The 25686-nt window shown below is 73.9% G+C and carries 23 protein-coding genes; 6 read left to right on the top strand and 17 right to left on the bottom strand.

The genetic code is table 11. The features are described 5' to 3' along the window. Window positions 1-48 precede the first annotated feature (48 nt). From ABZV78_RS07075 to ABZV78_RS07095, 5 genes are all read right to left on the bottom strand, one after another. Window positions 49-642 carry a TetR/AcrR family transcriptional regulator gene (locus ABZV78_RS07075; RefSeq protein WP_355636108.1) on the bottom strand — a complete coding sequence of 198 codons (594 nt, stop codon included), beginning with the start codon at window positions 640-642 and terminating at the stop codon, window positions 49-51. Window positions 643-652: 10 nt separating this feature from the next. After that, on the bottom strand, window positions 653-2803 hold the full coding sequence (locus tag ABZV78_RS07080) for a YhgE/Pip domain-containing protein (protein WP_355636110.1): 2151 nt from the start codon (window positions 2801-2803) through the stop codon (window positions 653-655). Beyond that, window positions 2800-3525: an ATP-binding cassette domain-containing protein gene (locus ABZV78_RS07085; RefSeq protein WP_355636112.1), complete on the bottom strand. Its 726-nt coding sequence runs from the start codon at window positions 3523-3525 to the stop codon at window positions 2800-2802. The genes ABZV78_RS07080 and ABZV78_RS07085 overlap by 4 nt, the downstream gene beginning before the upstream one ends. Before the next feature lie 155 nt (window positions 3526-3680). Then, entirely contained in the window at window positions 3681-4520 is an 840-nt protein-coding gene (locus ABZV78_RS07090) for a GNAT family N-acetyltransferase (protein ID WP_355636114.1), read from the bottom strand. Between the two features lie 78 nt (window positions 4521-4598). After that, window positions 4599-5825, bottom strand: coding sequence for an MFS transporter (locus ABZV78_RS07095; protein WP_355636115.1), 1227 nt, complete (start codon window positions 5823-5825; stop codon window positions 4599-4601). A gap of 121 nt (window positions 5826-5946) precedes the next feature. Between ABZV78_RS07095 and ABZV78_RS07100 the strand changes: the two genes are divergently transcribed. Continuing rightward, window positions 5947-6540, top strand: a complete 594-nt coding sequence (locus ABZV78_RS07100; RefSeq protein WP_355636117.1) for a PadR family transcriptional regulator — start codon at window positions 5947-5949, stop codon at window positions 6538-6540. Between the two features lie 63 nt (window positions 6541-6603). Here the strand turns inward: ABZV78_RS07100 and ABZV78_RS07105 are convergent, their stop codons facing one another. Beyond that, window positions 6604-7425 (bottom strand): class I SAM-dependent methyltransferase, encoded by an 822-nt coding sequence (locus ABZV78_RS07105; RefSeq protein ID WP_355636119.1) that lies wholly within the window; start codon window positions 7423-7425, stop codon window positions 6604-6606. A gap of 127 nt (window positions 7426-7552) precedes the next feature. Here ABZV78_RS07105 and ABZV78_RS07110 point away from each other — a divergent pair, with 127 nt between their 5' ends. Further along, a complete protein-coding gene (locus ABZV78_RS07110) occupies window positions 7553-8239 on the top strand; it encodes a helix-turn-helix domain-containing protein (RefSeq protein ID WP_355636121.1) in 687 nt (228 codons plus the stop codon). A gap of 58 nt (window positions 8240-8297) precedes the next feature. Here the strand turns inward: ABZV78_RS07110 and ispG are convergent, their stop codons facing one another. Genes ispG through ABZV78_RS07130 form a run of 4 tightly spaced genes read right to left on the bottom strand, consistent with a single transcriptional unit; the run spans window position 8298 to window position 12552 of the window. After that, a complete protein-coding gene (ispG, locus tag ABZV78_RS07115; protein ID WP_355636123.1) occupies window positions 8298-9473 on the bottom strand; it encodes a flavodoxin-dependent (E)-4-hydroxy-3-methylbut-2-enyl-diphosphate synthase in 1176 nt (391 codons plus the stop codon). A 9-nt stretch (window positions 9474-9482) separates the two neighbouring features. Then, window positions 9483-10730, bottom strand: coding sequence for a site-2 protease family protein (locus tag ABZV78_RS07120; protein WP_355636125.1), 1248 nt, complete (start codon window positions 10728-10730; stop codon window positions 9483-9485). Next, a complete protein-coding gene (dxr, locus tag ABZV78_RS07125; RefSeq protein ID WP_355636127.1) occupies window positions 10730-11941 on the bottom strand; it encodes a 1-deoxy-D-xylulose-5-phosphate reductoisomerase in 1212 nt (403 codons plus the stop codon). Before dxr ends, ABZV78_RS07120 begins: the two co-directional genes overlap by 1 nt. A 56-nt stretch (window positions 11942-11997) precedes the next feature. After that, the gene (locus tag ABZV78_RS07130; protein WP_355636129.1) at window positions 11998-12552 is read right to left on the bottom strand and encodes a GNAT family N-acetyltransferase; all 555 of its coding nucleotides are present in this window, start codon (window positions 12550-12552) and stop codon (window positions 11998-12000) included. Between the two features lie 50 nt (window positions 12553-12602). On the opposite strand from ABZV78_RS07130, the gene ABZV78_RS07135 reads away from it, so the two are divergent. After that, complete coding sequence (locus ABZV78_RS07135) at window positions 12603-13469, top strand: YhjD/YihY/BrkB family envelope integrity protein (RefSeq protein WP_355636131.1); 867 nt, start codon at window positions 12603-12605, stop codon at window positions 13467-13469. Here ABZV78_RS07135 and ABZV78_RS07140 read toward each other — a convergent pair. After that, window positions 13385-15586: an MMPL family transporter gene (locus tag ABZV78_RS07140; RefSeq protein WP_355636133.1), complete on the bottom strand. Its 2202-nt coding sequence runs from the start codon at window positions 15584-15586 to the stop codon at window positions 13385-13387. The two genes, ABZV78_RS07135 and ABZV78_RS07140, sit on opposite strands and share 85 nt — an antisense overlap. Before the next feature lie 103 nt (window positions 15587-15689). Here ABZV78_RS07140 and ABZV78_RS07145 point away from each other — a divergent pair, with 103 nt between their 5' ends. Next, window positions 15690-16418: a TetR/AcrR family transcriptional regulator gene (locus ABZV78_RS07145; protein ID WP_355636135.1), complete on the top strand. Its 729-nt coding sequence runs from the start codon at window positions 15690-15692 to the stop codon at window positions 16416-16418. Between the two features lie 11 nt (window positions 16419-16429). Further along, window positions 16430-18031, top strand: coding sequence for an NAD(P)/FAD-dependent oxidoreductase (locus ABZV78_RS07150; protein ID WP_355636136.1), 1602 nt, complete (start codon window positions 16430-16432; stop codon window positions 18029-18031). Between the two features lie 2 nt (window positions 18032-18033). Here ABZV78_RS07150 and ABZV78_RS07155 read toward each other — a convergent pair whose 3' ends face one another. The 3 genes from ABZV78_RS07155 to ABZV78_RS07165 form a co-directional block, all read right to left on the bottom strand. After that, on the bottom strand, window positions 18034-18669 hold the full coding sequence (locus ABZV78_RS07155) for a TMEM175 family protein (protein WP_355636168.1): 636 nt from the start codon (window positions 18667-18669) through the stop codon (window positions 18034-18036). Window positions 18670-18779: 110 nt separating this feature from the next. Next, window positions 18780-20360 carry a Rieske 2Fe-2S domain-containing protein gene (locus ABZV78_RS07160; RefSeq protein WP_355636137.1) on the bottom strand — a complete coding sequence of 527 codons (1581 nt, stop codon included), beginning with the start codon at window positions 20358-20360 and terminating at the stop codon, window positions 18780-18782. A gap of 125 nt (window positions 20361-20485) precedes the next feature. Then, window positions 20486-21343, bottom strand: coding sequence for a tetratricopeptide repeat protein (locus ABZV78_RS07165; RefSeq protein WP_355636138.1), 858 nt, complete (start codon window positions 21341-21343; stop codon window positions 20486-20488). An 89-nt stretch (window positions 21344-21432) separates the two neighbouring features. On the opposite strand from ABZV78_RS07165, the gene ABZV78_RS07170 reads away from it, so the two are divergent. Beyond that, entirely contained in the window at window positions 21433-21657 is a 225-nt protein-coding gene (locus ABZV78_RS07170) for a DUF2631 domain-containing protein (protein ID WP_355636140.1), read from the top strand. Between the two features lie 76 nt (window positions 21658-21733). On the opposite strand, the gene ABZV78_RS07175 is transcribed toward ABZV78_RS07170, so the two are convergent. From ABZV78_RS07175 to ABZV78_RS07185, 3 genes are all read right to left on the bottom strand, one after another. After that, a complete protein-coding gene (locus ABZV78_RS07175) occupies window positions 21734-22825 on the bottom strand; it encodes a DivIVA domain-containing protein (protein WP_355636142.1) in 1092 nt (363 codons plus the stop codon). A gap of 30 nt (window positions 22826-22855) precedes the next feature. Beyond that, a complete protein-coding gene (rlmN, locus tag ABZV78_RS07180) occupies window positions 22856-24001 on the bottom strand; it encodes a 23S rRNA (adenine(2503)-C(2))-methyltransferase RlmN (RefSeq protein WP_355636144.1) in 1146 nt (381 codons plus the stop codon). Between the two features lie 104 nt (window positions 24002-24105). After that, the gene (locus ABZV78_RS07185) at window positions 24106-25503 is read right to left on the bottom strand and encodes a phosphatidate cytidylyltransferase (protein ID WP_355636146.1); all 1398 of its coding nucleotides are present in this window, start codon (window positions 25501-25503) and stop codon (window positions 24106-24108) included. Between the last annotated feature and the right edge of the window lie 183 nt (window positions 25504-25686).

Here is a 25686-nt window from a genome sequence, read left to right on the forward strand (position 1 = left end):
AGCCTCACCCGGCCGGCCTGGCCGCTCAAACGATTTACCGCTGCGGTGTCACGTCTGGGCGACCCGGCGGACGATGCCGAGCAGCGCCTCCTGCACGTCCTCGATGGGCCGGTCCGGCTGGAAGACCAGCCAGTCCACGGCCACCACCAGCCCGACGCCGAACAGCGCCGAGCTGGCCGTGCGCACGTCCAGGTCGGCGGGGAGGTCGCCGCTGGCCACCCCGGCGCGCACGGTCTCCGCGATCACCTCGATCGCCTCGCCGCGCAGCAGCCGCAGGGTCTGCTGCCACTCCCGGTTGGTCCGCCACATCTCCGAGAGCAGGAGCTGGGCGAAGGCCCGGTAGCGACGGATGTACCCCAGCTCGGCGCGGACCAGCGCGGCGAGCGCCTCGCGCGGCGGCAGCCCGGCGACGGCGGCCCGGAAGTCGGCGGTGAGCAGGCCGATGCCGTGCCGCAGCAGCTCCTCGAAGAGGACCGTCTTCGACTCGAAGTTGTAGTAGACGGTCCCCTTCGCCACCCCGGCCCGGGCCGCGATGTCGTCCACCGTGGTGGCCGAGAAGCCCTGCTCGGCGATGAGTTCCACCGCCGCCACGAAGAGGCGCTGCCGGGTGTCCTCCCGCCGGCGGGTCCGTCCGTCCGTCACCCGCCCATCCTCACATGGTGAGTTCCGGGTGCAGCTTGGCCGGGGTGAGCCGGCGGGACCGGCGGGTCGCGCCGACGGTGAGCGCCATGGCGCCCAGGCCGAAGGCGAGCAGCACCAGCGCCCCGGTGACGACCGGCCCGGCCGGCCCGCCGTTGATGGAGTGCCGCAGGCCGCCCACCACGTACGTCATGGGGAGCCACGGGTGGACGGCCTGGAAGAAGCCGGGCGAGGTCTGCACCGGGTAGGTGCCGCCGGACGAGGTGAGCTGGAGCATGAGCAGGGCCAGCGCGGCGAGCCGGCCGGCCGGGCCGAGCGCCACGCCGAGCAGCTGCATGATCGCGGTGAACGCCAGCGAGGTGAGCGCGAGCAGCCCGAAGGTCGCCGGGCCGTGCCGCGGGTCGAGGCCGAGGGCCAGGGTCACCACGGTGTAGAGCACCGCGACCTGGGCCAGCCCGATCCCCGCGGCGGGCAGCCAGCCGGCGAGCGCGACCCGCCAGCCGGGCGCGCCGGACATCACGTGCCGCCGGTTCACCGGCCGCAGCAGCATGTACGTGATCATCGCGCCGACCCAGAGCGCCAGGGCCAGGAAGTACGGGGCGAAGCCCACCCCGTACGAGTCGGCCGGGTGGTCGGAGTGGCGGATCAGCCCGACCGGGTCGCCGAGGATGTCGGCGCGGCTGCCCGCGTCGTCGTACCCGGGCAGTTTCTTCTCCCCGGCGGCGAGCCCGTCGGCGAGGTCGCCGGCCCCGCCCTCCAGCTTGGTCAGCCCGTCGGCGAGCCGGTTGCTGCCGGTGCTGAGCTGGGCCAGGCCGCCGTCGAGCTGCCGGGCGCCGGTGGCGAGCCGGTAGAGGCCACCGCGGAGCTGGTCGGCGCCGTCCGCGGCATCGCCGAGCCCGTCGCGCAGTTGCGCGCTGCCCTGGGCCAGGGTGGTGAGCCCGCTGGCCAGCTGGTCGACCTTGGCCCGGGCGGAGGCGACGTCGTCGGCCAGGTGCGGCGCGGCGGCGGCCACCTCACGGGCGGTCTGCGCGACCTCGGTCATCTGCTTCTTGAGCGCGGCGAGGTCGGTCTTGTCGAGCGCGGAGACCATGGCCCGGGCCGCGGTGACCGCCTGGTCGGCGGCCTTGCGGGCGGCGGTCAGGTTCGGGTCGTCCGCCAGTTCCGGGTGCTCCTGGACCAACGCGTCGAGCCGGTCGCGCACCTTCTCGGCCTGGCCGACCACCTCGTCGGCCCTGGCCGGCAGCGCGTCGAGGCCGTCGGCGAGCGCCTGCGCGCCCTCGGCGACCACAGTGGCGGCCCGCTGGATGTCGCCGGCGTTCTTGCGGAGCAGCGGCTCATATTTGTCCGCCGCGGCGTCGACCTGCTTGGCGGCGGCGCGGGTCTCGGTTGCCGCCCGGTTGGCGCCGTCGGCGATCTGCGCCGCCCCGGTGTAGAGCTGGTCCAGGCCGGTGGCGAGCCTGGTCGCGCCCTGCACCGAGGTGTTCAGCCCGCCGGCGAGCTGGCCGGCGCCGTCCTCGGCGGTGCCCAGCCCGTCGGCGAGCTGGCCGGCGCCCTGCTGGGAGGTGCCGAGCCCGTCGTGGATCTTCCCGGCGCCGTCGGCGGCCCGGCCGGTCTCGGCCTTGGCGTCGGTGAAGCCGATCAGCATCTTGTCGAAGTACGACGCGGCGGTGCTCTCCGCGGCGGCGGCCCGGATCTCGCTGAAGGCCGAGCGGGCGAGCAGCCCGGAAAGGTAGTTGGTGGCGTCGTCGTTGACCACCTTCAGCTCGCCCCGGCGGGCGGGCCGGTCGGGCTCGGGGCTGGCCGCCAGCGTGGCGGAGAAGTCCGCCGGGATGGAGAAGACCAGGTGGTAGCGGCCGTCGCGGAGCCCGTCGGTGGCGTCGTCCTGGTCGGTCACGGTCCAGCCGAAGACCTTCCGGTCGAGCAGTTCGTCGGTGAGGTCCCTGCCGGCGTGCACCTCGCTGCCGTCGCCCGCCTTCGCCGGCCGGTCGGCGTTGACCAGGGCGACCGGGATCCGGTCGAGGTTCCCGTACGGATCCCAGAAGGCGTAGAGGTAGAGGGCGCCGTAGAGCAGCGGGATGACGGTGAGGACGGCGAGCGCGGCGCGCGGCAGCCGGCCCCGGGTCATCCGGCGCAGCTCGAACAGCGCGAGTCGAACGACACTCATGCGGTCACCTCGGGGGTCAGGTCCGCCTCGGCGGCGGCGCGGGGGGCGACGAGGGCGGGGCTGGGCAGCGCAGGGTCACCGATCCGGTGCGCGATGGCGGTCGCGCCCGGCTCGACGGCGCGGGCGCTGGCGACCACGGCGTACCCCTGGTCGGCGAGGCGGGCCAGGGCGGCCCAGATCCAGGCCCGTTCGGGGGCGTCGGCGCCGGCGTCCACGTCGTCGGCGACGATCAGGTTCGGGCCGCTCAGGCTGGCCAGCACCAGCCCGAGCACCTGCCGCTCGACGGGGGTGAGGTCGCGGCCGTACCGGTCGGGGTCGAGCGGGGCGTCGGTGAAGCCGGCGCCGGCGATCGCGGCGGCGAAGGCGTCGCGGCGATAGGCCCGGCGGGCCCGCACGGCGGCGACCGGGACGAGTTGCCGGCGGCGGCGCGGCACCGGCCCGAGCAGCAGCAGCCGTTCCTGGATGTGCTCGGCGACGGTCAGCGTGGGGTCGGGTTCGTGCACCCCGGCGACCTGCCCGAGCGCGGCCGGCCCCCGGCGGCGCAGGTCGCCGTGGGTGTGCGGGAAGCGCCCGGCCAGGGCGAGCAGCAGCGAGGTGCGCCCGCTGCCCGGCGGCCCGGTGACGGCGTGCAGCTCGCCGGCCTCGGCGGTGAGGTCGACGTCCCGGTAGACCCAGCCGCGGCGGGTCCGCAGACCCAGCCCGCTGGCCTCGACGATCTTCATCGCACCGCTTTCCCGACTTCTAAACTGACTGGTCAGTACAAAAACATGGCCAGCATAGCGTCGGGTGTCCGGTTCAGCGCAACGGGAAGCGGCGTGATCCCGGCCATGCGGCCGGGATTCGGCGTCAGACCGGCCCTGCCGCCGGGGCGGCGACCTTAGAACAGCACGGTGGCGAGCGTGCCGACCGGGCGGAAGCCGCAGCGCTCGTAGACCCGGCGGGCGGGCAGGTTGAAGTCGTTCACGTAGAGGCTCACCGAGGGCGCGACGCGCTCCAGCGCGTCCCGCACCACCGCCGCCATCGCCGCGGTCGCGATGCCCCGGCCCCGCCACTCCGGTGCGACCCAGACCCCCTGCACCTGGGCGGTGCGCCGGGTGACCACGGCCAGCTCGGCCTTGAAGATCACCTTGCCGTCGACGAACCGGGCGTAGGCCCGGCCCGCGCGGACCAGGTCACCCACCCGCCGCCGGTAGCCGCGCCCGCCGTCCTCGGCCAGCGGCGACACCCCGACCTCCTCGGTGTACATCGCCACCGCCGCCGGGAAGAGCCGGTCGACCTCACCGCTGCGCACGCGGCGCACCTCCGGGTCGGGCGCCACGGCGGGCAGCGCGTCCGTGGCCAGCAACGGCTGGTTCGGGCGTACGTCCCGGGCCGGCCCCCAGTAGGCGGAGAGGCGGTCCCAGAGCCCCAGCACCGCGTCGGCGCGGCCCACGATCGAGGAACAGAGCCGCTCCTCGGCGCTCAACTGGTCGGCGAAGGCGGCCACCGCCGACTCCGAGGCGAGCACCGGGGTCAGGTTGCCACCGAGCCAGCAGATCGACTCCAGGTTGCGGCGCGGACCGTAGCCGAGGATCCGCCCCTCGGCCCGCCACCAGGCCAGCCCGCGCGCCGCCACCCGTTCGGCGACCTGAGCGCCGGCGTAGGGGTCGAGGTCGAGCAGCCGTTCGACCGCACGGCGCTCCGACTCCCCGAGTTGGCGTACCGGCACCGTGAGCACGGATACCAGCCTGCCAGATGCACCCCGGCCCGCGCGGGCCGACCTGAAGACGGCGGACGATCGGTGGTGAGCGACGGCTCAGCCGGCCGGAACGGGCGCCGGCTCCGGCACGGCGGGCCGGGTCCGTGCGGCCCAGCGCACCACCGGCGGCACCAGCAGCCCGAGCACCAGGAAAAGCCCGCCGAGCAGCAGCCAGCCCGGCACACCCCAGCCGACCGCCAGCGTGGTCACCACCACCGGGGCGATCATCGAGCCGAGCTGCATGCCCATCCCGTACGCGCCCTGGTACTGGCCCTGCGCGTGGGCGGGGGCGAGCCCGAACGAGATGCCCCAGCCCGCCGCCGCGTGCCACAACTCCCCCACCACGTGCACCAGCGCGCCGGCGAGCAGCAACGGCACCGCCACCGCGACGGGCACGCCCCCGCCGGCCGCGAAGAGCACGCAGGCGACCGCGATCACCGCGCCGGCGCGGCGGGCCGCCCGACCGGCCCCGGCGAGGTCCTCGGTGCCCCGGGAGGCGCGGACCTGGAAGAGCACCACCACCACGGTGTTGACCAGCAGGCAGGCGGAGATCAACCAGCGCGGGGCGGTGGTGTGCCCGGCGATCCAGAGCGGCAGGGCGATGTTGATCAGGCTGAAGTGCATCGACATGAGCCCGTCGAGCACCGTGAAGGCGAGGAACGGGCGGTCCCGCAGGGCGATCAGCCGCGGCCCGTGGGTGGGCGCCGGCACCGGCGGCACGGGTGGCAGCCGGAGCAGCACCGCCGCGGCCAGCAGGTAGGTGGCGCAGTCGAGCAGGATCAGCGACACGTACGCCGTCCGGGTGTCGGCGGCCAGGCCGACGCCGGCCAGCACCGTGCCGACCGAGATGCCGACGTTGGTGACCGCGCGCAGGTAGGCCCGGGTGCGCACCCGCTGGTCCGCCGGCACCGCGCCGGCGATCAGCGCTCCCCGGGCGCCCCGGGTGGCCGAGTCGGCGACCGCCATCAGCACCCCGACCACCAGGAACCCGGCGAAGGAGCGGACGGCCACCAGGGCGGCGGTGAACCCGGCGGAGGCGAGCAGCGCGGTGATCTGGAGCCCACGCGGGCCCAGCCGGTCGGCCAGGTAGCCCATCGGCGCGCTGGTCACCAGGCTCACCAACGCGGTGATGGTGAGGGCGAGGCCGACCTGGGCCACGGTGAGCCCGACCGAGCGGGTGAGGAAGAGCGCGCTGGCGGTGAGCCAGGTGCCCCGACCGACGGTGTTGACCAGGGTGGAGAGGGCGAGGGTCCGGGACGGGCCCGGTTCGGGAAGCAGGCGCACGCCGACACCCTAGCAAGACGTACGTACGGTTTGTAGTCCCGTCCCACACCTTGACTTGTCGGCGATGCATTGCCGATATATCGTTGATGCATCAGTGATGGGACGACCGAAGGAGAGCCCGATGGGTTTCCACCGCCGGATGCACGCCATGCACGACGAGATGCGGATGCGGGGCTTCGGTTTCCCGCCCGTACCCCCGGGGCCGCCGCCGTTCCCGCCCGGACCGCACGGCCACGGCCACGGCCGGGGTGGTGGTCGGGGCCGCGGGCGTGGCCGCCGGCCCAACGTGCGCGGCGCCGTGCTGGCCCTGCTCACCGAGCGGCCGATGCACGGCTACGAGATGATCCAGGAGATCGACTCCCGGACCGGCGGGGCCTGGCGGCCCAGCCCCGGCTCGATCTACCCGACCCTGCAACTGCTGGAGGACGAGGGCGTCATCGCGGCCGCCGCCGACTCCGACGGCGGACGGAAGCGGTTCGCCCTGACCGAGCAGGGGCAGGCCGAGGCCGCCGAGGCGGCGCAGACCCCACCCTGGGGCGAGTTCGCCGAGCAGACCGTGAACAGCTGGCACGACATCCGCGACGCCGGCGCGCAGGCCATGAACGCGCTGCGGCAGGTGATGATGACCGGCACCGACGACCAGCGGGCGCGCGCCGCCCAGGTGCTCGACGAGACCCGGCGCAAGCTGTACGCCATCCTCGCCGAGTCGGAGTGAGTCCGCGCATGACGTTCGCCGGCCGGGGTGGCCACGGGACCGCCACCCCGGCCGGCGTCGCCGTCAGCCGCGCCGGCGCGCGGTGACCAGCAGGTACTCCCAACGCATCACCCCGGCGTCGAGGTGCCGCCGGGCCAGGTCCGCGAGGTCGTTGTCGAGCGCGGCGACCCGATCGGGGTTCGCGGCGTTGGCCCGGTAGACCGCGATCGTCGGCCCGTAGTGGGCCTTGAAGTAGTCGCGGAACTCCTCGGGAGCGGCGAACCGGTCCACGGCGACCGCCTCGCGGCGCAGCACGAGATCGGTGACCCGGTCACCGAGCAGGGCTCGGACGTGCTCCTCGTCGCCCCAGAGCGGCGGCGGCTGCGCGCCGGGCGGCGGCGGGGGCGCGTACGGCTTCATGGTGGCGAACAACTGCCCGATGAAGCCCGCCGGAGTCCAGTTGACCAGGCCGATCGTGCCGCCCGGCCGGCAGACCCGGACCAGTTCGTCGGCGGCGGCCCGGTGCCGGGGCGCGAACATCACCCCCACGCAGGACAGCACCCGGTCGAACTCCCCGTCGGCGTACGGCAGCGCCTCCGCGTCGGCCTGCTGCCAGTCCAGCTTCACCCCGCGCCGCGCCGCGAGATCCCGCCCGATCTCCAGCAGCTCCGGGGTCAGGTCGCTGGCCACCACCTCGGCCCCGGCCAGCGCCGCCGGTAGGGCCGCGTTGCCGGTGCCCGCCGCGACGTCCAGTACCCGGTCGCCTGGGCCGACCCCGGCCGCCCGGACCAGGGTCTCCCCCAGCTCCGGGATGACCTCCGCGGCGACCGTGGCGTAGCTGCCGAGGGCCCACATCCGCCGGTGCCCGGCCTTCACGGCCCGGTCCTGCTCCACTTCGTCGATCATCGCCTGCTCCTCCGCGTCGTCCTGAGGGGGACGGTAGGCAGCCGAGGAGCGGCCCCCCAGTACGAGATGTGTACCGGTCCCGACAGGTTCCTGGTCCCGCGGTCGGCCCCGGCGTAGCGTCCCGGCCATGGGGGCCTCCTACCACCAGTTCTGCCCGGTCGCGAAGGCCATGGAGCTGCTCGACGAGCGCTGGACGCTGCTCGTCGTCCGGGAACTGGTGAGCGGGTCCGAGCGCTTCAACGAGCTGCGCCGCGGGCTGCCGCGGATGTCGCCCACCCTGCTGTCCCGGCGACTGCACCAGCTCGTCCGCGCCGGCGTGGTGGAGCGGCAGGTCGACGGCGCCGACGTGCGCTACGTCCCGACCCAGGCGGGACGCGAGCTGCGGCCGGTGCTCGAGGCGCTCGGCGCCTGGGGGGTGCGCTGGATCGGCGAGCTGGGCGACGCCGACCTGGACCCGAAGCTGCTGCTGTGGGACATGCACCGGCACGTCGACCATGAGGCGGTGCCCGCGGGGCGTACCGTCGTGCACTTCCGCTTCCGGGACGTGCCGGCGGCGCTGCGCGACTGGTGGCTCGTCATCGCCACCGGGGAGGCCGACGTCTGCGACGTGGACCCCGGGCACGAGGTGTCCGTGACGGTGACCGCGAGCCTGCGCGCCCTGGTGCAGGTGTGGCTGGGCGACCTGGACTGGCCGGCGGCGCTGCGCGGCGGCGGCGTGGAGGTGGTCGGGCCGGAGGCGCTGCGGCGGGGCCTGCCCCGGTGGTTCGCCCTCTCCGAGTTCGCCGCCGTGCCGCGGGCGGTGGCGCGGGCCTGAGACGACACGTGCGGCCGCCCCCGGTGGGGCGGCCGCACGTCGTCGGTGGGTCGGTGCCTCAGTGCACGGTCACCGTGGCGCCGCCCGGCACCAGGCCGCGCAGCTCCTCGGGGATCTCGGCGCCCATCTCGTCGGCGATCCGCAGCGCCTCCTCGATCAGCGTCTCCACGATCTGGCTCTCGGGCACGGTCTTGACCACCTGGCCCTTGACGAAGATCTGGCCCTTGCCGTTGCCGGAGGCGACACCCAGGTCGGCCTCGCGGGCCTCGCCCGGGCCGTTCACCACGCAGCCCATGACGGCGACGCGCAGCGGCACCGGCAGCCCCTCCAGGCCGGCGGTGACCTCCTCGGCGAGCTTGTAGACGTCGACCTGGGCCCGGCCGCAGGACGGGCAGGACACGATCTCCAGGCCCCGCTCGCGCAGGCCCAGCGACTCCAGGATCGCGGCGCCGACCTTGATCTCCTCGACCGGCGGGGCGGAGAGCGAGACCCGGATGGTGTCGCCGATCCCCTCGGCCAGCAGCGCGCCGAACGCCACCGCGGACTTGATGGTGCCCTGGAACGCCGGGCCGGCCTCGGTCACGCCCAGGTGCAGCGGGTAGTCGCACTTCTCGGCGAGCTGCCGGTAGGCCCGGATCATCACCACCGGGTCGTTGTGCTTGACCGAGATCTTGATGTCGCGGAAGCCGTGCTCCTCGAAGAGCGAGCACTCCCAGAGCGCCGACTCGACCAGCGCCTCGGCGGTGGCCTTGCCGTACTTGGCCAGGAGGCGCTTGTCCAGCGAGCCGGCGTTCACGCCGATCCGGATCGGCACGCCCGCGTCGCCGGCCGCCTTGGCGATCTCCTTGACCTTGTCGTCGAACTGCCGGATGTTGCCCGGGTTCACCCGGACCGCGGCGCAGCCGGCGTCGATCGCCGCGAAGACGTACTTCGGCTGGAAGTGGATGTCGGCGATCACCGGGATCTGCGACTTCCTGGCGATCGCCGGCAGCGCCTCCACGTCGTCCTGGGACGGCACGGCCACCCGGACGATCTGGCACCCGGACGCGGTCAGCTCGGCGATCTGCTGGAGGGTGGCGTTCACGTCGGCGGTCAGGGTGGTGGTCATGGACTGCACCGAGACCGGCGCGCCCCCACCGACCGGCACCGAACCGACCATGATCTGGCGGCTGGCCCGGCGCGGGGCGAGCGGCGGCGGCGGTACGGGGGGCATACCGAGACTGACAGCGGTCACTTCAGGCACTCACCTTGAGAAGAGCGTGATCGGGTTGACGACGTCCGCGGTGACGGTCAGCAGCGTGAACGCGCCACCGATGAGGATCACCGCGTACGTGAGGGGCATGAGCTTGAGGTAGTCGACGCGGCCGGGGTCGGCCCGGCCGATCCGGGCGTAGAGCCAGGAGCGGGCCCGCTCGAACCAGGCGATGGCGATGTGACCGCCATCCAGCGGGAGCAGCGGCAGCAGGTTGAACACGCCGATGAAGAAGTTCAGCGAGACGAAGAGCATGAAGAACACCAGCCAGGCGTTGTTCTCCACGGCCTCGCCGCCGAGCCGGCTGGCGCCGACCACGCTGATCGGGGTGTCCACGTCCCGCTCGCCACCGGTGACGGCGGTCCACAGGGCGGGGACCTTCTGCGGGATCCGCTGCATGGCGTGCAGGGTCTGCACCGCCATGTTGCCGGTGAAGTCGGCGGTGGCGCCGAACGCGCCGACCGGACCGTACTGGACGAGGGTGGGGGTGGACGGCTGGAGCGCGACGCCGAGGGCGGAGACCGCCGACGTGGCGCCCTTGGGGTCGCCCAGCGGCGGGCGCTGCACGGCGGCCAGGTCGACGGTGGCGGTGCCCGGCTTGTCGTCGCGGACGTACTCGACGGTGGCCGTGCCGGGCGGGGTGGCGCGGACCACGTCCAGCATGTCGCCCCACGTGGCGACCGGCTTGCCGTTCACCGAGGTGATCCGGTCGCCGTCCTGGAGCTGGGCCTTCGCGGCCGGGCTGGCCGGGTCGCCGGCCTGGCAGGCCCGGGCGGCGTTCTCCACGACCACGCACGGGGCGAGGGCGATCACGGCCGGCTCGGCCTTGAAGCCGTCCTCCGTGCTCGGGAACTTCGGGTTGGGCAGGCCTGCGGAGACCGCGAGGATCCAGAGGGTCACCAGGGCCAGGGCGAAGTGGGTGATCGAGCCCGCGGACATCACGATCGTCCGCTTCCACACCGGGTAGCGCCACATGACGCGCTTCTCGTCCCCCGGTTCGACGTCGTCGTCCTGCGGGGTCATCCCGACGATCTTGCAGAAGCCGCCGAGCGGGATGCCCTTGACGCCGTACTCCGTCTCGCCCCGCTTGAACGACCAGAGCGTCGGGCCGAAGCCGACGAAGTAGCGGGTGACCTTCATCCCGAACGCCTTGGCGGTGAGCATGTGCCCCGCCTCGTGCAGGCTCACCGAGACGAGGATCGCCAGGGCAAACAGCGCCACCCCGAGCAGGTAACTCATCAGGCTCCTTCCACCGACCCGACGATGATCTCCTGGGCGTGCGCCCGTGCCCACGATTCGGCGGCGAGCACGTCCTCGACGGTACCTGGTTCGTCGAAGTCGGGAGCGTCCTCCAGCACGCGCTCGAGGGTGTCGACGATGCCGAGGAAGGGCAGCCGGCCGGCCACGAAGGCCGCCACGCACTCCTCGTTCGCCGCGTTGTAGATCGCCGGCCGGCAGCGCCCGGCCTCGCCGGCCGCCTTGGCCAGGGCGACGGCCGGGAACGCGGCGTCGTCGAGCGGGAAGAACTCCCAGCTGTGTGCCTTCGTCCAGTCGACCGCGGCGGCGGCCCCCGGCACCCGGTCCGGCCAGCCCAGACCGAGGGCGATGGGCAGCCGCATGTCCGGCGGGCTGGCCTGGGCGAGGGTGGAGCCGTCGGTGAACTCGACCATCGAATGGATCACCGACTGCGGGTGGACCATCACCTCGATGTCGGCGTAGGGCACGTCGAACAGCTCGTGCGCCTCGATCACCTCCAGGGCCTTGTTGACCATGGTGGCGGAGTTGATCGTCACCACCGGCCCCATGTTCCAGGTCGGGTGCGCCAGCGCCTGCTCCGGCGTGACCTCGGTCAACTCGTCGCGCCGCCGGCCCCGGAACGGGCCGCCGCTGGCGGTCACCACGAGCCGGCGCACCTCGCCGCGGGCGCCCCCACGCAGGCACTGCGCCAGCGCCGAGTGCTCGGAGTCGACCGGGACGATCTGCCCCGGCCGCGCCACCGCGGCCTTGACCAGCGGGCCGCCGGCCACCAGCGACTCCTTGTTGGCCAGGGCGAGGGTACGCCCGGCGCGCAGCGCCGCGAGCGTCGGCGCGAGGCCGAGCGAGCCGACCACCCCGTTGAGCACCACGTCGCAGGGCCACCCGGCCAGCTCGGTCATCGCGTCCGGCCCGGCCACGATCTTGGGCAGCCGGAAGTCGCCGGTGGCCCAGCCGCGCCGGCTCGCCTCGGCGTAGAACGCGAGCTGGAGATCCTGGGCGGCGGATGCCCGGGCCACCCCGACCGCCTCCACGCCCAGCTCCAGCGCCTGCGCGGCGAGCAGTTCGACGTTGCCGCCGCCGGCCCCGAGGGCCACCACCCGGAACCGGTCCGGGTTGCGCCGGACGATGTCGATGGCCTGGGTGCCGATCGAGCCGGTCGAGCCGAGCAGGACGAGGGAGCGGGGAGACGTCACCCGCCCATTCTTCCCCAGCCCTCCTGAGCGCCCGCTGGGAGCCTCACTCCCCCGCGTCAGACTGCGGTGCAAGAGGCCGCGCGGAGGACGAACGTTTCCAGTTCCGCGCCGCCGTACCAGTCGGTGCGGGTGCCGACGTGGGTCATGCCGAGCCGGCGGGCCACCGCCATCGACGGCTCGTTGCCGGCCATCACCACCGCGTACACCTGCCGGGTGCCGGTGGCGAACTCGCGCTCCAGCACGGCCCGGGCCGCCTCGGTGGCGTAGCCGTGCCCCTGGGCGTCGGGGTGCAGGTGCCAGCCGACCTCGATGTCGTCGGTGGGGGTGACCCCGTCCCGCCCGGGCAGCGGCTTGAGCAGGACGCTGCCGACCGCCCGGCCGGCCTCGCGCGGCTCGATGGCCCAGAGGCCCCAGCGGCCGGCGTACGGCGCGTAGCGCTCGCGCCACGAGCGCACCCGGTCGGTCGCCTCGGCCGGGTCGGTCATCCGCCCCGCGCCGCCGCCCAGCCAGCGCATCACCTCGTCGCGGGAGTAGATGTCGTAGATCCGGGCCAGGTCGTCCGGCGACTCGGTCCAGTCCCGGACCACCAGCCGCTCGGTCGAGGTGATCACACGCCGGATCGTAATGCGTGCCGGGCCACCCCAGGGGGAACGAGGTGGCGATGGGTGCGGGGTGGCAGCGGGCGAAACGGATCACCGGCGCGGCGTTCCGGCCGGTGCGCGGGCGGGACCTCTCGCTGCACGCCGCCGCGATCACCTTCTACGGGGCGATCGCCGTGGTGCCGGTGGCGCTGCTGGCGATCTGGCTCACGGGGCTGGTGGCGGGGTACGACCGGGTGCGCCGGCTCACCGCGTACGCCATCGACACGCTGCCCACCGACATCGGCGCCGACCGCGCGGCGGCCGCGCTCGTGGAGGCCGGGTTGGGGCTGACCCCGGTGCTGGCGCTGGCCTCGCTGCTGCCGGCGTCGCTCTACGGCGAGGGCCTGCGCCGGGCGTTCGTCTCGGTCGCCACGCCGCCCGGCCAGGCCGAGACCCTGGTCGGTTGGCGGGGCCGGCTGCTGCTGCTCCCGCTGCTCGCCCCGGCCCCGGCGCTGCTGCTGTCGGTCCTGCTGGCGCTGCCGCTCACCACCCACCTGGTCAAGCAGGGCGGCTGGGTGGGCGCGCTCGGCGTGGTGCTCTCCTTCCTGGCCACCTGGCTGGTGCTCACCCCGGTGCTGATGTGGGTGTTCCGGGTGGTCGGGCCGGCCGCCCCGGACTGGCTGGCCACGCTGGGCCTGGGCTCGTTCACCGCGGCGAACCTCTCCGGCTTCCTGCACGGCTTCGTGCTGTTCTGCTCGCTGCCGCTGAGGCTGGGGGTGCCGTTCGGCGGGTTCGAGGAGATCGGCGGCGGAGTCGCGGTGCTGCTCTGGCTCTACCTGTTCCACGTGATCGTGCTGGCCGGTTACTCGGCCACGCTGGCGTTCTCCCGCTGGCGCGCCGCCCGCGCCGCCGCCGGTCCCTCGGAGTCGGTCTCGCGGAGGCCGTAGCGGCGGTAGACGCGGGCCAGCGGGCCGGGGGCCCACCAGTTCCAGCGGCCGAGCAGGCGCATGGTGGCCGGCACGAGCAGGGCGCGGACCAGGGTCGCGTCGACCACGATGGCCACGATCATGCCGACCCCGATGAGCTTGATGTAGGACATGCCGCCGGTGGTGAAGCCGGCCACCACAATGATCAGCAGCAGCGCGGCGGCCGTGATGATCCGCCCGGTGTGCTGGAGGCCGGCGGCCACCGCGCCGGTGTTGTCCCCGGTCCGGTCCCACTCCTCGCGGGCCCGGCTGAGCAGGAACACCTCGTAGTCGGTGGCCAGCCCGAAGAGCACGGCGAGCATGAGGATGGGGTTGCTCGGCTCGATGAACCCGGTCGGGGTGAAACCGAGCGGGCCGGCGAGGTGACCGTCCTGGAAGATCCAGACCATGACGCCGAACGAGGCGCCGATCGAGACCAGGTTCATGAGCACCGCCTTGACCGGCAGCACCACCGAGCCGAAGGCGAGGAAGAGCAGCAGCAGGGTGGCGCCGGCCATCAGCAGGGCCATCCAGGGCAGCCGGTCGCCGAGGCTGTCCAGCAGGTCCCGATCGGCGCCGGGCCGCCCGCCGACCAGCAGCTCGGCCCCGGCCGGCACGGGCAGGTCGCGCAGGTCGCGGACCACCCGCTGGGCCACGTCGCCGGTCGGCTCCCCCGGGTAGCTCACCGAGAGCAGCGTGCTCCCCCCGCGCTGCGCGGCCACCTGCACGCCGGTCACCCCGGGCACCGCGGCGATCCGGTCGGCGAGCCCGCGCGCCGCGTCGGCCGGGGCGCCGGAGACCAGCACGTCGATCGGGGCGACCTGGCCGCCGGGGAACTCGTCGGCGATCCGCTCGGCGACCACCCGGGGCGCGGCGTCGGCGGGCAGCACCCGCTCGTCGAAGCCGCCGAAGGTGATCCGCAGGAACGGCGTGGCCAGCACGGCGAGCAGCACCGCGACCCCGACCAGGTAACGCACCGGGCGGCGCATCACGCTGCGCGCGATCCGGGCCCAGGCGCCACCCGCGTCAGCCGCCGCCGGCCCCCCGCGCCGCGCCCGACGCCGCCACGGCAGGGGTACGCGCACCGCGTCGATCCGGTGGCCGAGCACCGCCAGCAGGGCCGGCAGCACGGTGAGCGCGGCCAGCATGGCGACCAGCACGGCGGCCACGCCGCCGAGCCCCATCGAGCGCAGGAACGCCTGCGGGAAGATCAGCAGGCTGGCCAGGGCGAGCGCCACGGTGAGGCCGGAGACCAGCACGGTGCGGCCGGCGGTGGCCATGGTGCGGCGGATCGCCGCGCCGGTGTCGTGCCCGGCGGCGAGTTCCTCGCGGAACCGGCTGACCACGAAGAGGGCGTAGTCGACGGCCATGCCGAGGCCGATCAGCGTGATGATGTTGATCGCGAAGATCGACACGTCGGTGACCAGGTTGACCAGCCGCACCGCGACGAAGGCGCCGAGGATGGCCAGCCCGCCGATGAGCAGCGGGGTGGTGGCGGCGACCAGCCCGCCGAAGATCAGCACGAGGAGCACCAGCAGCACCGGCATGGAGAGCGTCTCGGCGCGGGTGATGTCCTCGGTGGTCTGGGTGTTGGCGTAGTGCTGGAAGGCGACCGTGCCGCCGACCTCCGTGCGCAGCCCGGGTGCGTCCAGCGCGGGGCGCAGCGCCTCGAACTGCTCCGCCCGCGCGTCGTCGTCCGCCCCGGCCAGCCGGATGAGCGCGTAGGTGGCCCGGCGGTCGGTGGCGACCAGGGCCGGGGCGGGGCTGTCGTACCAGGTGGTCACGCTGGTCACCGCGGAGCGCTCGCGGAGCCCGGCGACGGTGCGGGTGACCGGGTCGCGGAAGGCGGGCTGGTCGACGGTGGCGCTGTCGCTGGACCAGAGCACGATCACGTCGGCGCCCTGCCGGCCCAGCTCGGCGGTGACCCGTTGCGCGGTCCGGCTGGACTCGCTGGCCGGGTCCTCGAAGCCGCCGCCGGTCAGCTCGCCGAAGACGCCGGCGCCCCAGGTCGAGCCGACCACCACGAGCGCCGCCGCGGCGGCCAGCACGGCCCAGCGCGCCCGTACGACCACCCGCCCCCACCAGGCGAACATCGCCATGCCCCTCACCGACCGTTAAGGTCGTAGCCAGTAACCATCGCTCAGTAAAGTGAACGGCGTTAACTATGGCAACGCTGTTCGCTCCGGTCAAGGGGGTCGACGGATGACCGCACCCACCCGGCGGGAACGCCTGCGTACGGCGACCCTCGCCGAGATCAAGGACGCGGCCCGGCGGCTCCTCGTGACCGGCGGCGTCGAGGCGGTCTCGCTGCGGGCCATCGCCCGCGACATGGGCATGACCGCCCCGGCCATCTACCGCTACTTTCCCAGCCTGGAGGCGCTGGTCGTCGCGCTCGCCGGAGACCTCTACGACGAGCTGCGCCGGGAGATCGAGGCGGCCCGGGACGCGGCCGGCGCCGACCCGGGCGACCAGCTCGTCGAGATGTGCCGGGCCATGCGGCGCTGGGCCGTCGGTCACCCCGCCGAGTTCACCCTGATCTTCGGCAGCCCGGCGCCCGGGTTGCGCGAGTTCGCCGACCAGTGCGTCGACCCCGGCCACCCGGGGGCGCGCTTCGGCGCGGTCTTCCTCACCCCGTTCGTCGCGCTCACCCGGGGCGCCCGGCTGCCCACCCCGCCGGCCGAACTGCTCCAGCAGCGCCTCGGCGGGCACCTCGCCCCGCTGGCCGCCAAGCACGGCGACCTGCCGATCCAGGTCGCGTACGCGTTCCTCTCCGCCTGGACCCGGCTCTACGGCCTGGTCGCCATGGAGGTCTTCGGGCACCTCGGCTGGGCGGTCGACCGGCCCGAGGCGCTCTTCGAGACCGAGCTGGGCACGCTGCTGGCCCAGTTCCGCTCCGCCGACCCCTCCCCGGACGGGGTTCCGCGCCACTAGGCTGCCCGGGCATGAGCGAAGCGAGTGAACTGCCGTCCCGCGCCGACGTCGTCGTGGTCGGCTCCGGGCACAACGGCCTGGTCTCGGCGATCCTGTTGGCCCGCGCCGGCCTCGACGTGCTGGTGCTGGAGGCGGCCGAGGTGATCGGCGGGGCCACCCGCACCGAGAATCCGTTCCCCAAGCTGCCCGGGCTGCGGCACTCCACCGGGTCGTACCTGCTCGGGTTGATGCCGCCGGAACTGCTCGCCACCCTCGACGTGACGATCCCGGTGCTGCGCCGCGACCCGCACTACTTCCTGCCCACCCCGGGCGGGCTGGGCTCGCCGTACCTGCTCTTCGGCAGCGACGCCGCGTCCTCCCGGCGGCAGGTCGCGGAGATGTTCTCCCCCGAGGACGCGGCCGCCGACGACGCGCTCCAGGCCGAACTGGCCCAGCTCCGGGAGGACCTGGCGCCGGCCTGGCTGGCCGAGCCGCTGCCGGTGGAGGGCATCGCGGAACGGTACGTCCGTCCCGCCCTGCGACAGGTCTTCGTCGACCTGGTCCGCGGCTCCGTCGCCGACTACCTGGCCCGCTTCGACTTCCGCTCCGAGCTGCTGGTCAGCATGTACGCGGTCACCGACGGCCTCTCCGGCCTGAACGCCGGCCCGGACGACCCGGGCACCGGGCACAACTTCCTGGTGCACAACATGTGCCGGCTGCCCGGCTCGGGCGGCACCTGGATGATTGCCCAGGGCGGCATGGGCACGGTCTCCCGGACCTTCGCCGACGCCGCCCGCGCGGCCGGCGCCCGCATCGTGACCGGCGCTCCGGTCACCGCGGTCACCCTCAACGGCGGCGCGGCCGGCGGGGTGGTGCTGGCCGACGGGCGGGAGGTGGCCGCCTCCGTGGTGCTCGGGGCCTGCGACCCGTACCGGTTGATGGACCTGCTGCCCGACGGCGCGCTCCCGGCGGAGCTGGGCGCGCGGATGGCGGCGGTCCGCCGGCCCGGCACCACGCTCAAGCTCAACCTGGCGCTCACCGGCCTGCCCCGCTTCTCCTGCCTGCCGGCGGACGCGCCGAGCCCGTTCGGCTCCACCATCCACCTGCTCCCCGGCTCGGCCTCGCTGGTCGGCGCGGGCGGCGAGCCGCCGATGGCCGCGCTGCGCGCCATGTGGGCGGACGTACAGGCCGGGCGGCTGCCCGAGGAGCCGACCATCGAGTGGTACCTGCACACCACGGTCGACCCGTCGCTCTCCGACGGCGCCGGGCACCACTCGTCGGCCCTCTTCGTCCAGTCGGTCCCCTACGAGCTGGCCGGCACCACCTGGGACGCGGCGCTGCCCGGCTACGTCGACCGCCTCATCGACATCTGCGAGCGGTACGCCCCGGGCACCCGGGAGCTGATCGCCGACGCGGTGCCGCTGCCCCCGCCGGGCATCGAGGCGCACTTCGGCATCACCGGCGGCCACATCCACCACGTCGACAACACCGTCTCGTTCACCGACCGGATGCCGTACGCCACCGGAATCGACGGCGTCTACGCGGGCAGCGCCGGCTGCCACCCGGCCGGCAGCGTGATCGGCGCGGCCGGGCACAACGCCGCCCAGCGCATCCTCAGCGACCTCGGTCGCTGACCTCACCCGCCGGCCTCGGCGGCGGCACGGGGCAGGTCGCCGGGGCGGCGGATGAGGGAGAGGCCGACGAGCAGCAGCAGGTAGAGGAGCAGGCTGAGGATCGGGTCGACGAAGACGAAGGCGAAGGCGATCGTGTAGAGCAGCGGACGCACCACCAGCCGCCGCGAGACCGCCCGGGCCAGTTGCGGGTCCAGGTCGGGGTGGAGCAGCCGGCGCCGGCGGGCCCACCACCAGCTCAGGTTGAAGAAGAGTGACTCGCCCAGCACGGTGCCGAGGTAGAGGACGGCCGTCAGCCGCTGCTCGGTCTCGCTGCCGCGCAGGTTGTCCGACAACAGGTCGGCGGTGAACGGGATCGCCGCCACGAAGAGCAGCACGAGCAGGTTGAACATGAGCAGAACCTGGTCGACCCGGACCACGTACCGCCACATGTTGTGATGGCCGAGCCAGATCTGGCCGGCGATCCCGAAGGTGATCACGTACGCCAGGTAGGTCGGCCAGGCGTGGACGAGGGCGTCGGGAAGGTGCTTGCCGGGATCCCGGGCCGGGCCGTTCTGCAGCAGTTCGACGGCCATCACCGTCAGCACGACCGCGAACACACCGTCGCTGAACGTCTCCACCCGGGAGGCGTCCCGGCCCATCTCGCGGTCACGCACGTAGCGGTAGTCCCGCCGTCTCCCGCCAGCCTCCGTCACGCCGCCCCCTTCCTGACCTGATGGTCACCCGGCGGGGGCGGCGCGCGGGGGAAAACTCAGCTGACGGCCTCGCCGGCGGGGGCGGGAGTGTCCGCGTCCGCCCGGTGGGCGCGGATCTTGTGCCCGACGCTGGTCAGGCACCGGCCGCTGGACAGGTCGAACCGCCACCCGTGCAGCTGGCAGGTGAGCTGGTCGCCCTCCACGATGCCGAACCGGCTCAGGTCCGCCTTGAGGTGCGGGCAGCGGCGCTGCACCACCCAGCCGTCGAGGGTGATGTCCTCGGCGTCGACGGCCCGCTCGTGCTCGTCGTACCAGCCCTCGGCGTACTGGAGGCGCTCCTCGGAGAGGCACTTGAAGAACGCGTAGACGAACTCGTTGTACTGGCCGATCCGGGCCGCCGAGAAGCGGCACGAGAGGAAGAGCGAGTTGACCCAGTCCACCTCGCCGATGTGCAGCAGGTGCTCGATCAGCGCCCGCTCGGTACGGAACCGGTAGCGAACCTTCTCGTCCGCGTACGGCCGGACCTCCTTGCCGGGGAAGTCCACCACGATGGATTCGACGCTCTCCCCGTCGTAGCCCACGAGGTCGAAGCGGACCGGGCCGCCCACACCCTTGGCCAGGTAGATCGACTCGTCCAGCAGCGGCTCGATCCGGCGCTTCATCTCGCCGAGCACGTCGATCTCCGGGTGCCGCCAGGACTGCTTCTCCGCCTCGATGATCGGGCGCTTGCGCTCCCGCATCTCCTCAAGGTGGGCGACCTTGTTGGCGAAGAACTCCTCGACCGGCACCGGGTGGGTGGTCGTCGCGCCCTCGGTGGTGACCTCAGCGACGCTGCCCGGCAGGAGCACGATGCCGTTGGTGCCGCCGACCTTCGCGTACTCGGCCAGGAAGACGGACTGGTCCGGGAAGATGTTGCCCTCGTCGCCGAAGATGTCGTTGAACTGCCACAGCGAGTCGTCGAGGAAGCAGGGCGGGCCGGCGATCGGGAAGACGTGGTCGGCCTTCAGGTCGTCGATGTAGCGCCAGGTGCGGTCGAACTGCCGGTCCCGCTTCTGCTTGCCGAACGCGGTCTTCGCCGCCTGCGGCAGCTCGTAGACCATCGGATACCAGATCGCGCCGGAGAACTGCAGCATGTGCGCGTGCACGTGCCCCAGCTCGGCGAAGACGGTCAGGTCGGCCGGGCGGGCGTCGTTCTGGTTGAGCAGCCGGACCCCGTCGTACTCGACCCACAGCGAGGAGTCGCCGATCGGGCCGTCGGTCGGGCTGGTCAGCGCCTGGATCATGATCTTCAGGCCGCCGGGCAGCTCCACGACCTGCTCGTTCGGCGCCCTGAGGAACTTGGTGAAGCCCAGTTCCCGCAGCTGGTCCTCCATCTCCGAGGTGGGGAACTCGGGGAGCAGGACGGTGGCGTCCTTGGAGATGTGGTCCCGCAGGTGCTTGGCGTCGAAGTGGTCGCGGTGCAGGTGTGACACGTACAGGTAGTCACACTGGCCGAGGGTGGCCCAGTCGAGCTGGGAATTGTCGGGGAAGGGGAACCAGGAGGCGAAGTAGGCGGGATTGACCCACGGGTCGCACAGGATGCTGCCCGCGGCCGTGTCGATCCGCATGCTGGCATGGCCCGTACCGGTCACTCGCACCGCAGTCCCCCTCAAAAAGACATCAGGCGTACGTCAAGACGCTACCGGAGGCAGTGTGGTCGCCGTTCCGCGACGCCGGTAGTGGCCCTCCGCCCCCGCCGGACAGGTCCAACGGCCCGGGTGCGTCAGCCCTCGACCGCTCCGGTCCAGTTCCGCCGCCGTGGAGCCGACGCGCACCAGGCGTCCATCAGCCCGGCGACGCGGTCCACCGGCGCCGCGAGGTGCACCCGCTGCCCGCCGGCGACGTGGTGGTCGCGGTCCTGGTGCACGGTCCCCTCGCTGCAGCAGGCGCACAGGGCCTGCACGCCGCTGGCCGGCTCGGCCGCGTACCCGTGCTCGTCGAAGAGCGCGGCCAGGGCGCGGACGTCCTCCGGCGTGCCGGCGACCACCTCGACGGTGGTGGTCGGCAGCTCCGAGGCCCGGAACAGCAGCAGCTCGTCGAAGACCGGATACGTCCGGCCGTCCACCGTCCGCTCGCCGTTGGGCGCGCCGTCGTGCACCACGACCTCGCCGAACCGCCGGCCGGACGCCGGCGTCGGCACGTTCAGCACCCGGGCGCGGGTGGGGCACAGCCGCCGGGCCCAGACCACCTCTCCGCCGCTGAGGCGGATCGGAGTGGTGCCGAAGTCCGCCTCGATCTCGCCCTCGCCGTCCGGAACGTTCAGCCCGTACGCCGACCAGGCGTCCCGTGCCGTCGCCCAGTCCTCCATGATCGTCGCCGCGATGCCCAGGTTCCAGAACGCCGGGTCCTCGCGGCCGGGCGTCGACCGGGCGGCCGCCTCCCGTCCCAGGTCGTACGCCTTCGCCCAGTTCCGCAGGAACTTGTGCGCCAGCGCGGCGTTGTACCACCACGACTCGGCCGCGGGGATGTCCGGGTACCGGCGGGCCAGGCGCTCCCACAGCTCCCCGGCGACCGGCCAGTCCTCGGCCTCCCACGCGTGCCGGGCCCGCTTGTACAGCTCGCGGTCGTCCTCGCGGGTCACGTGTCCCCCATCAGGTCGGACCCCGCACCGGGGCCGCCACGGGGCGTGCCAGACTAACCGGAGATCCGATCGCGAGGGAAGGACCGACAGTGGCAGGAAGCGAGCCGGTAACCGCGCCAGATCAGCACAAGCCCGGACACCGCAGGTCCGGACGGATCGGGGCGGTGCTGTCGGCGGTGGTGTTGGTGGTCATGGCGCTCTGCGGCAACCACGAGGGCAACGTGGAGAACATCTGGCTGTTCGGGCTCGCGGCGCTGCTGCTGGCCATCGTCATCGGCGACGCGGTGCTGCGCCGCAACGGCCTGCGGTCCTGACCGGCACGCGTTTCGACCGGTACGCGCAAGGGCCCGCCCCCGATCGGGGGCGGGCCCTTCGTCGTCGTGCGCGGGCTCAGCGGCCCAGCAGGATGTCCTGCACGTCCTTGAGCGCGGCGTCGACCTCGGCCTCGAAGTAGCCGCCGGGCACCAGCCCGAAGCGCAGGGTGTCCAGGTCCTTCGGGTTCACCGGCATCGGGTTGCGGCCCTGCATGCCGCCGAGCAGCGTCTCGAAGAACCGGTCGACCTGGTCCGGGTCGTACCCGCTGCCGAACCGGCGCACCTGGAAGCTGCGGCGGATCTGGTCCACCCGGTAGAGGTCGCTCCCGGGCGGGCCGGCCATCGGCGGGCCCACCATCGGCGGACCGGCCATCGGCGGGCCGGACATCCCCGGGCCGCCGCCGTAGCCCTGCTCCGGGCCGCCGTAACCCTGCTCCGGGCCGCCGTAGCCCTGGTCCGGGCCGTAGCCCTGCTGGGGCAGCGGCGGCGGACCGGCCGGGCCACGGCCGCGCAGGTCCCGCTCGGGCATCCGGATCTCGGCGGTCATGTCGGCGCGGCCGTGCCGGCCGGCCTCGAAGCCGTCGAAGCGCTCGTCCTGGCCGTAGCCGCCCGGGCCGGGGGGCAGGCCGCGGGAGGGCGGGCCGCCGTGCCCCATCGGGGCGCCGGGACCCATCGGGCCGGGGCCGCCCGGGCCGCGGGGCGCGTCGTAGCCGCCGCGCGGGCCGTCGTACCCGCCGGCGAAGGCGCCGGTCGGCTCGTCGTAGCGGTTGCCGTAGCGGTCGGCGGGCGGGCCGGCCTGGGCGGGCATCGACCGGGGCGGCATCGGGGGCTGCGGCACCGGCGAGAGGCCACGGTCGTCGCGCATCGGCGGGCCGAGCCGGTCGCCCATCCGCGGGTCGCCACCCCGCCCGCCGGGGGCGCCACTGCGCTCCTCCAGCTCGGCGAGCTGCCGCTCCACCCGGTCGAGGTGCAGGTCGACCTGCCACTCGTCGTAGCCGTTGAAGCGGACCCGGAAGACGACGTCGTGGACCTCCTGGGAGGCCACGGGCGCGCCGACCGGCTGGCCGGCGAGTATCGCCTCCACCCGGTCCAGGAAGGCGTCGACCTCGTCGACCTTGTATCCCCGGCGGAGCGCCTTACGCCGGAAACGCTGACCCTGACTCGCCACAATGTCTCCTGGTCTCGTACCGCTACGCCGTCACGCCGTTGCGGCGCGTGGGTCGCTGTCCCTGTCCTCGGCGGCGGCGAGCTGCCCACATGCCCCGTCGATCTCGCGACCCCGGGTGTCCCGCACCGTCGTGGACACCCCGGCGTCGCGCAACCGCCGGACGAACTCCCGCTCGACCGGCTTCGGGCTGGCGTCCCAGCGGCTGCCCGGAGTCGGGTTGAGCGGGATCAGGTTCACGTGGGCCAGCTTGCCGGCCAGCAGCCGCCCGAGCAGATCGGCTCTCCACGGCTGGTCGTTCACGTCCTTGATCATCGCGTATTCGATGGACACGCGACGCCCCGTCGTGTCCGCGTAGTCCCACGCCGCGTCCAGCACCTCGGACACCTTCCAGCGCTGGTTGACCGGCACGAGTTCGTCGCGCAGCTCATCATCGGGGGCGTGCAGCGACAACGCAAGGGTCACTGAGAGGTCTTCGCTGGCCAGTCGGCGGATGGCCGGAACCAGGCCGACCGTGGAAACGGTGATGTGCCGCTGGGACAGGCCGAGCCCCTCGGGTGCCGGAGCGACCAGCCGGCGGATCGCCGCCACCACCCGCGAGTAGTTGGCCAGCGGCTCGCCCATGCCCATGAACACCACGTGCGACAGGCGCGCCGGGGAGCCGGCCACCGCCCCCGAGGCGGCCACCCCGGCCAGGTAGACGGCCTGGTCGACGATCTCGGCGGTGGAGAGGTTGCGGGTCAGCCCGGCCTGGCCGGTGGCGCAGAACGGGCAGGCCATGCCGCAGCCCGCCTGGCTGGAGATGCAGACGGTCACCCGGTCCGGGTAGCCCATCAGCACGCTCTCCACCAGCGAGCCGTCGTGCAGCCGCCACAGCGCCTTGCGGGTGGCGCCGTCGTCGCAGGCCATCTCGCGCACCGGATTGAGCAGGGTGGGCAGCAGGGTGCCCGCCAGCCGCTCGCGGGTGGCCGCCGGCAGGTCGGTCATCTGCGCCGGGTCGCGGACCAGCCGCCCGAAGTAGTGGTTCGAGACCTGCTTGGCGCGGAACGCCGGCTCCCCCAGCTCGGTGACGAGCGCCTGCCGGCCCGGCAGGTCCAGGTCGGCGAGGTGACGGGGGGGCATCGCGGGCCGGCGGCCGCGGGCGTCGGGGTCTACGGAGATCAGCGGGAGGCTCGTCATGGCGCGTCCAGTCTGACACGCCGAACGGGGGACGCACCTGTCCGTGGGTGCCGAATCGGCCCCGGCCGGCCGGCCGGGGCTGCGCCACCCGCGTGATTCACGCCTCAGCCCGCCATCGGCACGAAGACCGCCAGCAGCAGGTACGCGGTCGGCACCGCGAACAGGATCGAGTCGAGCCGGTCCATCAGGCCGCCGTGCCCGGGGAGCAGGTTGCTCATGTCCTTGACCCCGAGATCCCGCTTGATCATGGATTCGGCGAGATCGCCGAGCACCGCCGCGACGGAGATCGCCACCCCGAACAGCGCGCCCCACCAGGGGACCACGTCGAGCAGCAGCCAGAGCAGCAGGGCGCTGCCGCCGGCGGCCGCCGTCACCGAGCCGGCGAAGCCCTCCCAGGACTTCTTCGGGCTGATCGTGGGGGCCATCGGGTGCTTGCCGAAGGCGACGCCGGCCGCGTAGCCGCCGGTGTCGGAGAGCACCACGGCGACCAGGGTGACCAACACCCGCAGGTGGCCGTCGTCGGGGGCCGCCGCCAGCATCGCCGCGAAACCGCCGAGGAAGGGCACGTAGACCGCGATCAGGGTGCCCGCGGTGAGGTCGCGCTGGTAGTTGCCGGGGCCGTCGCCCAGCCGCCAGATCATCGTGCCCAGCACGGTGACCAGCAGGCCGAGGCAGAGCGCGTCCGGGCCGGCGAACCAGGCCAGCCCGATCATGATCACCCCACCGGCGACCAGCGGCACGAGCGGCGGGTGGGCCCCGCTGCGGCGCACCGCCCGGGCCATCTCCCAGCAGCCGATCGCCACCGCGGCGGCGACCACGGCGAGGAACGCCGGCAGGTAGAAGAAGAGCGGCACCACGATCGCCGCGCCGAGGGCCAACCCGACGCCGATGGCGGCCGGCAGGTTGCGCCCCGCCTTGGAGGTCTTCGGCTGGGCGGTCGGCGGGCGGTCGGCGCTGGCCCGCCGCCGGCCCCTCGACCGGCGGCCCGGCGGCTCGGGGTCCGGTGCGGGCTCGTCCCGCACCACCGGCAACTGGCCGGTCGGTTCGTCCCGCACCGGGGCGATCTGGGCGGTCGGATACTCGTCGTCGGGCCGGTCGAACCCGCGGTCCCGCGGGTCGGCGCCGTAGCCCGGCGCGCGCCGGTCGCGCTCCCAGGGATCGCGCTCCACGCCCCGGGGCCCGTGACCGCCGGGACCAGCGTCCCGGTAGCGCCGCTCCGCGCCCGGGTGACCCGGCCCGCGAGGGGCACGCTCGTCGCGCCAGCCCCGCTCGGGGGGCGGCGGCCCGTCGTACGGCCGGCGGCCGCGCGCCGCGTGGTGGCCGTCAGCCGGCCGGGCGTACGGGTCGGCGGCCGGGCGGCCGGGCGGAGCCGCGTACGCCTCGGGGCCGGCACCCGGCCGGCGCCGGGGCCCGGGCTCCAGGTCGGCCTCCGGCCAGGGCAGCGGGGCCGGGCGGTCCCAGCCGCGCGGCTCGGCGTTGCCGTAGGGGTCGGGGTGGGACATCACGCACCGGCAGGCGGTACGGGAGCCACCACATGACGCAAGACCAAGACCATCCCCTACAGCCGCGAGCAGTTCCGGTTGACCGACCCGACGGCCGGCCGATCCCCGCCGTTCACCCGGTGGTGGGCGGAATCGTGCCGAGCCTACTGCACCCGGGAAGCCCGCACGGCGGACGCTGCCCGG

Origin of the sequence: Micromonospora sp. NPDC004540, assembly GCF_040610095.1 — a bacterium.
GTDB lineage: Bacteria > Actinomycetota > Actinomycetes > Mycobacteriales > Micromonosporaceae > Micromonospora.